General features: G+C 38.1%; 14 protein-coding genes. 9 read left to right on the top strand and 5 right to left on the bottom strand.

Annotated features, from left to right (window positions below):
• Window positions 1-2: 2 nt before the first annotated feature.
• Entirely contained in the window at window positions 3-773 is a 771-nt protein-coding gene (gene surE / locus B554_RS0108480) for a 5'/3'-nucleotidase SurE (protein WP_004700156.1), read from the bottom strand.
• Window positions 774-875: 102 nt separating this feature from the next.
• Between surE and B554_RS0108475 the strand changes: the two genes are divergently transcribed.
• From B554_RS0108475 to B554_RS0108435, 9 genes are all read left to right on the top strand, one after another.
• Window positions 876-1247 (top strand): MCR_0457 family protein, encoded by a 372-nt coding sequence (locus tag B554_RS0108475; RefSeq protein ID WP_019457726.1) that lies wholly within the window; start codon window positions 876-878, stop codon window positions 1245-1247.
• 147 nt (window positions 1248-1394) lie between these two features.
• Window positions 1395-1805 carry an MCR_0457 family protein gene (locus B554_RS0108470; RefSeq protein ID WP_004700152.1) on the top strand — a complete coding sequence of 137 codons (411 nt, stop codon included), beginning with the start codon at window positions 1395-1397 and terminating at the stop codon, window positions 1803-1805.
• 126 nt (window positions 1806-1931) lie between these two features.
• On the top strand, window positions 1932-3080 hold the full coding sequence (gene dacC / locus B554_RS0108465; RefSeq protein WP_004700150.1) for a D-alanyl-D-alanine carboxypeptidase PBP5/6: 1149 nt from the start codon (window positions 1932-1934) through the stop codon (window positions 3078-3080).
• An 89-nt stretch (window positions 3081-3169) separates the two neighbouring features.
• The gene (locus B554_RS0108460) at window positions 3170-3715 is read left to right on the top strand and encodes a gamma carbonic anhydrase family protein (RefSeq protein WP_004700148.1); all 546 of its coding nucleotides are present in this window, start codon (window positions 3170-3172) and stop codon (window positions 3713-3715) included.
• Window positions 3716-3834: 119 nt separating this feature from the next.
• Window positions 3835-4323: an NUDIX hydrolase gene (locus B554_RS0108455; RefSeq protein ID WP_004700146.1), complete on the top strand. Its 489-nt coding sequence runs from the start codon at window positions 3835-3837 to the stop codon at window positions 4321-4323.
• Window positions 4324-4327: 4 nt separating this feature from the next.
• Window positions 4328-5461 carry a tRNA 2-thiouridine(34) synthase MnmA gene (gene mnmA / locus B554_RS0108450; protein ID WP_004700144.1) on the top strand — a complete coding sequence of 378 codons (1134 nt, stop codon included), beginning with the start codon at window positions 4328-4330 and terminating at the stop codon, window positions 5459-5461.
• A 13-nt stretch (window positions 5462-5474) separates the two neighbouring features.
• Window positions 5475-6209 (top strand): high frequency lysogenization protein HflD, encoded by a 735-nt coding sequence (gene hflD / locus B554_RS0108445; protein WP_004700142.1) that lies wholly within the window; start codon window positions 5475-5477, stop codon window positions 6207-6209.
• A 54-nt stretch (window positions 6210-6263) separates the two neighbouring features.
• Window positions 6264-7652 carry an adenylosuccinate lyase gene (purB, locus tag B554_RS0108440; RefSeq protein WP_019457723.1) on the top strand — a complete coding sequence of 463 codons (1389 nt, stop codon included), beginning with the start codon at window positions 6264-6266 and terminating at the stop codon, window positions 7650-7652.
• 80 nt (window positions 7653-7732) lie between these two features.
• The gene (locus tag B554_RS0108435; protein ID WP_019457722.1) at window positions 7733-8368 is read left to right on the top strand and encodes a DUF2238 domain-containing protein; all 636 of its coding nucleotides are present in this window, start codon (window positions 7733-7735) and stop codon (window positions 8366-8368) included.
• 51 nt (window positions 8369-8419) lie between these two features.
• On the opposite strand, the gene blp2 is transcribed toward B554_RS0108435, so the two are convergent.
• From blp2 to pstB, 4 genes are all read right to left on the bottom strand, one after another.
• Window positions 8420-10603, bottom strand: coding sequence for an Ig-like repeat protein Blp2 (gene blp2 / locus B554_RS0108430; RefSeq protein WP_019457721.1), 2184 nt, complete (start codon window positions 10601-10603; stop codon window positions 8420-8422).
• A 194-nt stretch (window positions 10604-10797) separates the two neighbouring features.
• Window positions 10798-11415, bottom strand: coding sequence for a cytochrome b/b6 domain-containing protein (locus tag B554_RS0108425; RefSeq protein WP_019457720.1), 618 nt, complete (start codon window positions 11413-11415; stop codon window positions 10798-10800).
• Between the two features lie 133 nt (window positions 11416-11548).
• Entirely contained in the window at window positions 11549-12511 is a 963-nt protein-coding gene (gene sohB / locus B554_RS0108420; RefSeq protein ID WP_019457719.1) for a protease SohB, read from the bottom strand.
• Window positions 12512-12658: 147 nt separating this feature from the next.
• Complete coding sequence (gene pstB, locus B554_RS0108415) at window positions 12659-13561, bottom strand: phosphate ABC transporter ATP-binding protein PstB (protein ID WP_004700130.1); 903 nt, start codon at window positions 13559-13561, stop codon at window positions 12659-12661.
• Between the last annotated feature and the right edge of the window lie 2 nt (window positions 13562-13563).

Genomic DNA, 13563 nt, shown 5'->3' with positions numbered 1-13563 from the left:
GATTATTCGCCCAAACTGGCCTGTAAATCCTCTAATACCGCATAGTTTGTTGCATCCATCTGAATTGGAGTTACACTCACAAAACCATTTGCAACTGCAAAAAAGTCAGATTGAATCTGGCTAGCAATACGCTGTGGGTCAGTAACGGCCTCACCTGCTAGACCAATCCAATAAACCTGTCTTCCTCTTGGGTCGACATGACTGGTGATTGGTTTAGATTGAGCACGGCGGCCTTGATAGGTAATTTGAGTCCCTTTAAGCTGCGGCACATCTGGAATATTAATATTAAAAATATGTCGCGGCGGTAGCGCGGGTAAACCTTTGGCAATAAAGTCATGCACCCACTTGGCTGCTTGAGCATAATCATCTTTATGATTGTATGAACGTACATCCGACCCAGCTAAAGAAACCGCAATTGCAGGTTGTTTCATTAAGCGGCCTTCAAACGCAGCACCGACTGTTCCCGAGTACAGAACATCGTCACCTAGGTTTGCGCCACTATTGATTCCACTCACGACCAAGTCAAATTCGAAATCGAATAGTCCATTCATAGATAAATAAACGCAATCCGCTGGTGTTCCATTCACAGCCCACACATCTTCGGCAATTTGAATAGGACGTAAAGGACGATCAAGTGTTAACGCACTTGAAAAACCACTTCTCTCACTTTCTGGAGCAACCACGACAACACGGCCTAATGGTTTTAACGCTTCAGCTAAAGCTTGTATACCTGGTGCAAAGACACCGTCATCATTCGCAATTAAAATATTCACTAAAAATCTTTCTCGACAAATAAACCCGAAGGTTTTCTCAATTGAATTATTTGTTGAATTATATATATTTATGCCTCCATAGCATTATAAAATTGTGAAAAAATGAAAACTTTCGCTCCTTTTTTTCAAGTATTGGGGATCAGTATCACACTGTGTACACAGACGGTTTTTGCTGATGAGGGTATCTCGACACAAGAAGCTGATAGCTTAATTAAAGATGACATTGCATCTACTCAAGTTTTACAAGAAATTTGCCCGACTTTTGTTGGTGCAAATAAAAATCTTGAAACCAATACTAAAAAGATTATTGCAATGTACCTTGGCGGTTATTCCAATAAATCAATCACCTTCTCTGCACTTCAAAATGATTCAGAATATAAAACACTGCTAGACGAAGCTCGTCAGGCTGCAAAAGAAATGGATCACCATGAACAACATGAGCTTTGTGAAGAAGTGGTAAATTACAAAGACTAAGCCTATTTCACTCGATATGCTTTTCTTTAAAAGGTTTTCTGTTGATGTAAAGCAGAAAACCTACATAACAATACATTTTTTCCATTTTTTTAGCCCTTAAATTGTTTAAGCTATCGGCATATTTCAAATTTTTGTTTCAGGTTATACATGTTTATGAAAAAAAGCTTAGTTCAATCTCTTTCTGTTGTTTTACTTATGACAATGGCAACAGTGGGTTATGCTGCTGACAAGAAAAAACCAACTGAAAATGAAAATGTTGTTGAAGTTACCCCAAATAAAGGCACTACACCGGAAGAGTTGGCAGCAATTCAGGTACTTTCTGAAATTTGCCCAAGTTTGATTGGCAAAAAAGATGCAGAATTTGCTCAAGGTTATGAACGTCTTGTAAAAGACTATTTGCCAAATGAAGCAGACCCAGTTGCAGCTTTAGAAAAACGTACAAAAGACAAAAGTTTCAAAAAAGTCTTAAAAGAAGCGCGTAATGATGCAAAAGCTGCTGGTAACGAGCAAAATACGTTAGTTTGTCAAGACGTAAAAGCTTATCAATCGCAAAACTAAATTAGTTAAAAACTCTCTAGTTACAATACTGTTCGAAAAAGCCGACTTCCCCCATAGAAGTCGGCTTTGCTTTGTCCTAAAATGCTAGGTTCTTCTGCTTCATACAAGATATTGGAATTACCTAGAATGACTCGAAAAAGCGCTATTGCTGCACTCCTCCTCTTACCAAGTTTTTCTTATGCAGCAACTGTCTTATCAGCTCCGCCAGAATTAAATAATAAGTCTTATGTATTAATGGATTACGAGACAGGACAAATTCTTGCTTCTAAAAATGAAAATGAAAAGCTTGCTCCTGCTTCTATGACTAAAATGATGACAAGCTACATCATTGAACAAAAACTATTAAAAGGTGAACTTACCGAGAATGAAAAGGTTCGTATGAACGAATCTGCTTGGTGTAAAGGCAGTAGTTCCGAATCATGTATGTATGTTCCATTAAATGGTACAGCAACTGTTTTAGAGATGCTTCGAGGTATTATCATCCAGTCTGGTAATGACGCATCAAAAGCAATGGCTGAGCATATTGCTGGAAATGAAGGTACTTTTGCTCACCTGATGAATCAGGAAGCAAAACGTATTGGTATGACGAATACCCAATTTATGAACTCTACGGGCTTACCTGCAGAAGGTCATTATTCAACTGCAAAAGATATGGCAGTTTTAGCTCAACATATTATTAAAGATAGCTCAAGATACTATCCAATTTACTCTGAGAAAGAGTTTACATTTAACGGTATCAAACAAGGTAACCGTAATGCTTTACTTTACACAGACCCAAGCGTTGATGGCCTAAAAACAGGTCATACCGATGAAGCGGGTTATTGCTTAACAACTTCGAGTAAGCGCGGTCCAATGCGTTTAATCTCAGTTATCTTTGGTACAAATAGCGTTAATGAACGTGCAAACCAAACACGTGCATTGTTGTCTTGGGGTTTTGCAAACTTTGAAACTGCAAATGTTCAACCTGCAAATCAAGTTCTTGCGAAAGCTAAAGTATGGTTTGGTAAAGAAAATGAAGTTCAAATTGGTTTAGCAGAGAACTTTAACGTTACTATGCCTAAAGGCAAAGCAGGCGGTATAAAAACTCAATTGGTTGTTCAACCAAATTTAAATGCGCCTCTTCAAAAAGGCCAAGTGGTTGGTAAACTTGTTGCAAGTTTAGATGGTAAGGTCATTGCTGAAAAACCGTTAGTTGCATTAAAACCTGTTGAAGAAGCAGGCTTCTTTGCACGTATGATCGACCATATTAAACAATTCTTTAGCAACTTATTCTAATTTTAGAGTAGTTGGATTAAGCACTCATGCTATTAGCTTGAGTGCTTTTTTATTTTATAATTTGATTAAATTTTATTTTGATACTTCTTATGACAAAAAACATCCGTCCCTATTTAGATCATCATCCACAAATTGATCCAAGCTGTTACATTGATGATATGTCAGTGGTTGTTGGTGATGTTAAATTGGCCGAAAATGTTTCAGTTTGGCCTTTTGCAGTCATTCGCGGAGATGTAAATAGCATTCAAATTGGTAAAAACAGTAATGTACAAGATCATTGTATGTTACATGTCAGCCATAAAAATGATGCAAAACCCAATGGTTCCCCGCTTATTATTGGTGAAGATGTGACTGTAGGTCATCATGTTACTTTACATGGCTGTACCATTGGTAACCGCGTACTAGTTGGTATCAATACCGTTATTTTAGATGATGTTGTTATTGAAGATGACGTGATGATTGGTGCAGGCAGTTTAGTTCCACCTCGTAAAGTCTTAAAAAGTGGTTATTTATATGTTGGAAGCCCTGTACAGCAAGTACGTCCTCTAACTGAAAAAGAATTGGCATTTTTACCTTATTCAGCAAGACATTATGTAAAAGTGCAAAACAACCATAAAGATACCCAAACAAATTAAAATGTACTGAGTTTTTTCAAACGATAGCGTTTTACATTCCTCTATCGTTTGTAAGATCACCGTAGCCAAAAACCCCTAAATTTCGTATCATACGACTTTTAAATTCATGGTGCTTTTTTATGGCCGCATGGACTCCTCATGTCACTGTCGCTACAGTCGTAGAAAAAGATGGACGCTATCTTTTTGTTGAAGAACATAGCGAAGGTTTTGTACACACAGTGTTTAATCAACCTGCTGGTCATGTGGAATGTGGTGAAACGCTAATAGAAGCTGCCATTCGTGAAACTCTTGAAGAAACGGGTCATCATGTTGAGATAGATGCTTTACTTGGCATTTATACATATACCCCACCCATGTTTCCGGACCGGACTTACTATCGCTTCTGCTTTTTAGCGCACGTCACTCATGTCGAAAGCGATCCTAAACTTGATACAGGTATTGTTTCTGCTGTCTGGATGACTCTAGATGAGCTTCAAGAATCTGCCCGTGCTCGTAGCCCTTTGGTGATTAAAGCCCTTGAAGATGCTATAAAAGGTCACCATTATCCTTTAGCTCTTATTTATGAGCACCCTTTCTCTCCCTCATTAACTTCACATTTGGATGCCTAGTCCTATGCAACAACGTGTCATCGTCGGTATGTCTGGTGGCGTAGATTCATCTGTTTCTGCGGCGCTTTTACTTCAACAGGGTTATCAAGTTGAAGGCCTTTTCATGAAAAACTGGGAGGAAGATGACGGCACGGAATACTGTACAGCAATGGAAGATTTAGCCGATGCTCAAGCAGTAGCTGACAAAATAGGTATTAAACTCCATACCGCAAACTTTGCTATGGAATATTGGGATCGTGTATTTGAACTTTTCCTAGCTGAATATGCCGCGGGCCGAACCCCAAACCCAGATATCTTATGTAATAAAGAAATTAAGTTCCGTGCATTTTTAGACCATGCCATGACTTTAGGCGCAGATTTTATTGCAACAGGTCATTATGCTCGTCGTGCTGAAACTGCTTATAACTCTAAAGGTGAAGCATATGCACCTTTATTACGTGGTTTAGATAACAACAAAGACCAAACTTATTTCTTGCATGCAGTGCATGGCCGTGAAATTAATAAAACCCTATTCCCCGTTGGTGAAATTGAAAAGCCAGAAGTGCGTAGAATTGCCGAAGAACTGGACTTAGCAACGGCGAAGAAAAAAGATTCAACTGGTATATGCTTTATCGGCGAACGCCGCTTTAATGACTTCCTTAAACAATATTTACCCGCTCAACCAGGTAAAATCGTGCTGGATAACGGTAAAGAAGTTGGTGAACATCACGGTCTGATGTACTATACGCTCGGTCAGCGTGGCGGTATTGGTCTTGGTGGACTAAAAGGTGCAGCAGAAGGTGCATGGTTTGTACTTCATAAAGACCTTGCCAACAACCGATTAGTTGTAGGTCAAGGACATGAACACCCACTTATGCAAAGTACACAGCTTTGGAGTGAGTCAATTGACTGGGTAGCTGGAGAACAACATATTCCGACTGAAGGACTACGTTGTACTGCCAAAACACGCTATCGCCAACCTGATCAGGCTTGCACAGTGTTTATTGATGAAAATAGTGAACACGGTATTCGTGTTGAGTTTGATGAACCTCAACGCGCAGTCACACCTGGCCAAAGTGTTGTATTTTATTCGGATGAAGTTTGCTTAGGCGGGGGTGTGATTCACCATACAAATGCCCCTACACCAGATTTTATTTAAGGGAATGGATGGCATGGTGGAGTTACCCTTTCAACAATCACAAGCCTTGAATGTTCGCCAAAACCGTGCCCTTGCTTTGGCTGGGGTATTCCAAGCGACCCAGCTTACGCATATGACTGCCATGACTGGACAACAAAGTATTGGTGAAAGCGGTAATTTCTATTTTGAGTTATTAATAAAGGCGAGTTTAAATATTCGCCCTACAATAAATAATAATAATGTTCAGACTTTAGATTTTTTTAATCAACTGGCTGATATTTCATTAGGTCTTAAGACACTCGAAAATTGTATTACTCAGCCTTTTACCAATGCGCCTAAATCTCGTTTGCCTAAAATGCGTAGTGCAAAACTTCCCATGTCTTATGCGATGTCACTTTTGCAATTAGAAAAAAAGGTCTATAGCAATCCTGAATATGTAGCGATTATTGAAAAAGCACAGCAGAAAATTTTAAAACAGCTTTCTTTTTTCGATAATAACTATTTACACCCAAGTATTTTAGCCAATTTGGCGCAAACCTATGTAGATACCGCTGGGCAAATTAATCCACGTATTCTTGTTCGTGGTAATGCTGAGGCATTTAAAGATACCAACCATACTAACCGTATTCGTGCTTGTCTGTTTACAGGGCTTCAAATGGCCCATTTATGGCGACAACTCGGCGGTAGTTCATGGAACATGATTTTTAGCAAACGTAAATTGCTACAGGATATTCAAGCACTTGCTCGTTTACAGTACCAAGTTATCTAACGCTGTAACGAGATTATTTTTGTTTTATGTTTATTCCAGCATTAAGGAATCGTTATGAACGCTTTAACCGCACTATCACCATTAGATGGACGTTATGCCAGCAAATGTGATGCGCTACGCCCTTTTCTTTCTGAGTTTGGTTTAATTCATGCTCGTGTCACTGTAGAAGTGCGTTGGTTACAAGCGCTTTCTAACCGTCCAGAAATTATTGAAGTTGCTCCTTTCTCAGCTGAAACAAATGCAGCTTTAGATGCAATCGTAAGCAACTTCTCTGAAGAAGATGCGAATCGCATTAAAGAAATTGAGCGTACAACTAACCATGACGTAAAAGCAGTTGAATATTTCTTGAAAGAGAAAATTGCTGGTATTTCTGAATTACAAAATGCTGGTGAGTTTATTCACTTCGCTTGTACATCAGAAGACATCAACAACTTGTCTCATGCGCTTATGCTTAAAAACGGTCGTGAAGTTTTAGTATCAAGCATGAAGCAAATTTTAAATGCAATTTCTGCTTTAGCAACAACTCATGCTGAACAACCTATGTTGTCTCGTACACATGGTCAAACTGCTAGCCCAACAACTTTGGGTAAAGAAATGGCAAACGTTGCATATCGTTTAGCTCGTCAAATCAAACAGTTTGAAAATGTTGAGTTATTAGGCAAAATCAATGGTGCGGTAGGTAACTACAATGCTCACCTTTCTGCTTATCCAGATGTTGACTGGGCTGCTCATGCACAAGCTTTTGTTGAATCTTTGGGTTTAACATTTAACCCATACACAACTCAAATCGAGCCACACGACTACATGGCTGAGTTGTTTGATGCATTACGTCGTTACAATACAATTTTGATCGACTTTAACCGCGACGTATGGGGTTATATTTCTTTAGGTTACTTCAAGCAAAAACTTAAAGAAGGCGAAGTTGGTTCTTCAACTATGCCACACAAAGTTAACCCAATTGACTTTGAAAACTCTGAAGGTAACTTAGGTATTGCAAATGCAGTGTTGGCTCACTTAGGCGAAAAATTACCAATTTCTCGCTGGCAGCGTGACTTAACTGACTCAACTGTACTTCGTAACATGGGTGTTGGTTTTGCTCAAAGCTTAATTGCTTTTGATGCTTGCTTAAAAGGTGTTGGTAAACTTGAGCTTAATGCAAATCGTTTAAATGAAGATCTTGACCAAGCTCAAGAAGTTCTTGCAGAGCCAATTCAAACAGTTATGCGTCGTTACAACATTGAAAAACCATATGAGAAGTTAAAAGCTTTAACTCGTGGTCAAGCAATGACTCGCGACATGATGGTTGATTTCGTAAATGGTAACGAACTTGCTCAAGTACCAAGCGAAGAGCGCGCTCGTTTAGCTGAGCTTACTCCTGCAACTTATACAGGTAACGCAGCTGAACAAGCAAAACAAATTAATGACTTAATTAGTAAAATCTAATTAAAAAGTTAATCAAAAGCGAAGCCTAGGCTTCGCTTTTTTATTACACTTATACCCATCAAAATAAAGTTTTCCATAAAATGATCGAAAAAAAATTTCAACTTAAACACTATATTGCAATCAGCCTGCTTTTGATTGCCATTATTGTTTCAGGTATCAATCCTCTAGAGTTTGAAGCTTACTTACTTCATCAATCCGGCACTGTTTTAATGCTGATTTTACTTTTTATTATTTTCAAAAAAATTGGTCTCGATTTTTTAAGTTTTTGTTTTTATTTACTGTTTCTTTTAATCCACGTAATTGGTGCTCATTATCTGTATTCATACGTTCCGTATAACAACTGGATTCAGCACATCTTTCATTTTAATTTAGATGAATACATGGGTTGGTCTCGCAATATGTATGATCGACTTGTGCACTTTTCATATGGTGCTTTGCTCTACCCTCTTATTTATCGCGTTTTTCAAGTTTGGTTGCCGACTGCACGTCCGTTTTCCCTATTTTTACTTGTAGTTCAATTCGTGATGGCATCGAGTGTTTTTTATGAACTGATCGAATGGCTCATTGCTATTGGCTTATCACCTGAACAAGCTGAAAATTATAATGGGCAACAAGGCGACATGTGGGATGCCCATAAAGACATGTTACTCGCCACAATTGGATCAATTGTTTATGGAGTTATTACTCTTATAACAACACCGAAAATCAAAAATTAGCCATAAATAAAAAGCGCTCATTGAGCGCTTTTATATTTTACATAGAGTCTTTTAAACAACTGGATAAGTCTGTTCTAAAATATTTTGCAAAGGTGAAGAAGTCGTATTTGGTAAAATTTGATCAAGATTTGTTGTCTGGTTAACTGAAGTATTTACATCAGTTTGTTCAGGTGCTTGTGTAGGCTTTAATGCTGTCGATGCTAAAAGCTTTGCCACTGGATCTGAGTCACTCGCAGAAGAACTTTTCAATAAATCATCTATAGAAACAGTTTTCTGCTGGGTATTGGTCTCAGGTGTTGTATTTTGTGCGACTTTTAAAGTACTCAGTCCAACACTATCTGCCAAAGCTGGTTCATGTGTACCTAACGTATCTACTGAGGCATCAGCTAAACTTGCAGTTTTCGGTGCAACTACATAAAAGATAAATGGAGAGCTTGCTTCACTCGTAAGCCCTGCCGCATCAGTTTGAGTCAAAGTAATGCTATGCTTACCCAAAGCTAAGTCTTTATCAAATGTAAATGTCCATGATTTACCAGTTGATACAGTCACTACTCCAATTGCAATACCATTATCATAAATCGTAAGCGTCGCATTTGCCTCGCCTGAACCTGTAAGTTTTGGTCTAGCATCATCCGTTTCTGAGCCAGATCCAATAGTGCCTTTTACATCACCGACATCATCTTCTGCGCTATTTAATATAGGTTTTGTTGGAGGAATAGTATCTTTCGTACCCACAATATCGAAGCTTTCAGATCGGTTTCCAGCGTTATCGATGGCTGAAACAGAACCATGATTGTTATCAGTTAATGCTGGTGAAATGCTAATAGTAAATTTTCCATTCGCATCTGCTGTTCCACTACCAATGACCTTACCTGTCACATCTTTTATTTCAATTTTGGCATTTGCTTCGGCTGTACCAGTTACCGAATTACCCTCTGCATTAATTTGAGCAGTTGGTTTATCAGGAGCAATCGAATCAAAACCTGGTTTAATTTCGACAGGCTTAGACGCATTACCAGCTGCATCTTCAACAACTACTGTCCCTTTTTGAGACTCTTTTAAAGCAGGCGACAGCGTAATTTGAAACTCACCTTGGGCATCCGCCATGCCAGTTCCAATGACTTTGCCATCTACATCTTTAATTTGAACTTTTGCATTTGCTTCGGTTTTACCATGTATTACCGACCCTTCTTTGTTAACTTCAACAAAAGGTGAAGCTGGTGGTACAGTGTCTTTACCCGCAATAATTTTAACTTCTTCAGATTTATTACCAGCAGCATCTTCGGCAACTACTTTGCCTCCGGCTTCACTAGTTAATGGTGGAGTAAGTTTTAAAGAATAAATACCATCTTTATTTGCAAAAACAGTTCCTAATACTTTGCCAGTGGCATCATAAACTGTGATTTTTGCATTTGCTTCAGCCTTACCAGTTACCAATGTTCCATCATCGTTCAATTGGGCCTGTGGAGCATCTGGGGCAATTGTATCTTTTGTTCCTGTTACAACAGTCGCTTTTGAATTATTTCCAGCTCCATCCTGAGCAATAACATTTAATTTATCACCATTCACGAGTGGCTTATCTAATTTAATCGTGTAGTTACCACTTACATCTGCAACACCTGATGCAACCGTATTGCCTGCGGCATCTTTAAGATAGATTTTTGCATTCGCTTCAGTTTTACCAGTCACTGTCACGGTATCATCAGCAAGCGTAGCTGTAGGAGCAGCAGGTGCGATTAAATCAGGCGCACTTGATGAATCCTCCTTATCATCTTTCTTAAAAGCCCAAAGATATAGTCCTTCCGCAGCTAAAACTGCTAGACCTGCTTTAAGTACGCTTCCCATTGAAAAACTTGGATCACTATCAACCGCGATGTTTGCAGCGGCTGGACTAGTACTGCCGTAACCTAAATCTGTAACGTGATTTAAGCCTTTATAGTCGATTACTTTACCTTGGGCATCGAATTGTGCTTCAACAAATTTTCCATGTTCAGTCGGAAAAACAAGTGAATGCTCTGTTGTATTTGTTGCTTCGTTAAAGAAATTTTCTAAGACAATTGTCTCGCCATTCTTTAAGTGAATGACTAGGCGCCCACCCTGTTTTTCCATCGATGCAATATCTTTTTGACTGATACCAATTTGAATGATCGTAGGTTGATTCAAAATTACTTTATTGAGCTGACCATCTTGCAGAACGTCCAAACCCTTTTTTGATGCTACAATTATTCTTGTCATTATTTCCTATCCTGAATTTCAGTTATATTTTTAAATGTTTAACTTTTTAAATGAGTCATCTAAAAGCTATTTTATTGTTGCCTAAAATATCAAAATCACTTACTCATCACAATTCAATAAGTATATTTATCAATAATATTTTTTTACTTTCCATTCAAAATATAACTAAACAGGACAGACATAAAACGTATATATTACATTCCTAAGTAAAAGTAGCTAAATCCACCTATAAGGACTAAAACAAATAAAGCCATATAATTCGTTATTTTCTTATCAGCAAGTGTCATCTTAAGCATAGTCCAACCCTGAAAGCGTTTCGCAAGTATGCTATTTAAAACAAGTGTCGAAAGATGCACGATAACCAAAGCTAAAAATAAGTTTGCGAAAAATGAATGTAAGTCTCTCAAAGAATAAGTAAAGTGCTCTGTTCCGTATCCAAGTGCTACAACAACAGGAATGAGTATGAAAATAAATACAATCGAAGCTTGAAATAGTCCAATGCTGAACAGTTGAATTGAATTTTTCGAAAAAATACTTGCTGCATTTGCATGACTAAATGATTTTTTAATTGCATTGAATGCCATACTGCTCCGCTTTTTTATGCCAAATGGTGCGCTATTTGAAACACGCGGACTTAAAAAATGCCAAATAACTCGTATGGTAATACTGATGAGAAGTATATAACCAAACATCATATGCACTTGATGTAGGTCTTCATTATCGCCTGTAAAGTAAGCTCCAGTAAAAGCAATCATAATAATGATGTGTAAAATTCTTATGAGAATATCAATATGCGACAAAGTCTTTGACATCACAAAACTCAAAACTTAGGAATTAACTCCTACTTTGGCAATTGAAACTTAAACAAATATTAAGCAGATTCTTTTAATCATCGATATAAAAAGAGCACCCATTAAGGTGCTCTTTCTTTTATAAATATCTTAATTAAAATTTTGTATCACGCATTTGAACTAGCGTTGAATTCGCTTTTGCCAAAGTGTCTGCAACTTTATTCATTACCGCCGGAATCAGGCTATCCGCCATTTGAGCAGCTTGTAAACCCAACTTTTCACCCAAAGTTGCCTTTTTACGTGTGTTGATCACATAGACATCATGCTGAGGTAATAAAGCTAATAAATACTCATCAGATGTTTCTAGTTTATCTACAAGGTTTAAATCAAGCGCATCTTGTCCATACCAATGCTCGCCTGTAGCAACTTTGTCTACATTCAGCTGTGGACGATACTTCTCTACAAAGTGCTTAAATAAGACATGCGTTTGTTGTAGCTCTTCTTCAAACTTAGCTTTCCCTTCAGGCGTATTTTCACCAAACATGGTCACAGTACGCTTATATTGCCCTGCTGTATAAAGTTCGAAGTCAACGTTATGCTGTTTTAAAAGACGATTGAAATTTGGAACCTGAGCAACTACACCAATAGAGCCAACAACAGCAAATGGTGCAGAAATAATTTCATTGGCAATACAAGCCATCATATAGCCGCCACTTGCAGCAACCTTGTCGACACAAATTGTTAAATGAAAACCTGCGTCACGCAAACGAACCAACTGAGCTGCTGCCAGTCCATAACCATGAACCATACCACCAGGACTTTCAAGGCGTACCACAACACGGTCGCGTCCGGCTTTAGCCGTTGCTAAAATAAGTGTGATTTCTTCACGAAGATTTTCAACCGCAGATGCCTGAATATCACCTTTAAAATCTAAAACAAAAATTTTCTGATTGTTCTTACGGCGGATTTTAGCTTCTTTCGCAAGTTGTTGAGCTAATTGTAAAAGCTCTAAACGACTTGCTGTAGTTTGTGCAATTTTTTTTCTCTGTTCATTTACACGTGCATTTAAATGGCTGACACGTATTTCCGCAGGGAGTTTAGGCAAATGGAATAACATAAAATTCTATGCTCATAAGTTTGTCTTTATAGCCTTAAGATGTGGTTCTTTTGATTAAAATTCAATAGCGATTTTGCAAAATAGATTCATTTTCATTTATTAAATAAAAAAAAGAGCACAAGGCTCTTTTTCTTTCACAGCTATAAATTAACCGAAACGTCCAGTAATGTACGCTTCTGTCAATTGATGGTCAGGTTGCGTGAATACTTTTTCTGTAGAGTTTACTTCGATCAGATCACCTAAATGGAAGTAAGCTGTACGGTCTGAAACACGTGCTGCTTGTTGCATTGAGTGCGTTACAATCACAATCGTATATTGATCAGAAAGTTCTGAAATAAGCTCTTCCACTTTTGCTGTTGCAATTGGATCAAGTGCAGAACATGGTTCATCCATCAGAATAACTTCAGGACTTACTGCAATCGTACGTGCAATACATAAACGTTGCTGCTGACCACCAGATAAACCTGTACCCGGCTGATTCAAACGGTCTTTCACTTCTTCCCATAAGCCCGCTTTACGCAAGCTATTTTCAACGATTTCTTCTAGGTCGTATTTATCACGTGCTAGACCGTGTAGCTTTGGTCCATATGCAACGTTATCAAAAATAGATTTAGGAAATGGGTTTGGCTTTTGGAATACCATGCCCACCTGAGCACGTAGCAATACAACGTCCAGATTTGGATCATAGATATTTTTATTATCTAAAGTGATCTTACCTGTTACACGGCAACCATCAATCGTGTCATTCATACGGTTTAGAGTACGTAGGAAAGTCGATTTACCACAACCTGATGGTCCAATGAATGCAATCACTTCATTTTGATAGATATCTAAATCAATGCCTTTAATTGCTTCAAAGTCGCCATAGTAAACATGAGCATCTTGTGCACTAATTTTGATTTCAGTTGAGTTCTGCTTTTTTGAAGTTTGCGGTTCAAAATGCGAAACATATGAAGTGCCATGGTTCAGCGGCTTATCTGTAAATTGAGACTGTTCAGTATTCACTAACTTATCCTTTTCTAAGGAATTCGTAATATCAATAGTATTCATTA

Source organism: Acinetobacter sp. GG2, from assembly GCF_000292385.1.
GTDB classification, from domain to species: domain Bacteria; phylum Pseudomonadota; class Gammaproteobacteria; order Pseudomonadales; family Moraxellaceae; genus Acinetobacter; species Acinetobacter seifertii.
This window is presented reverse-complemented; position numbering and strand designations above follow the sequence as displayed.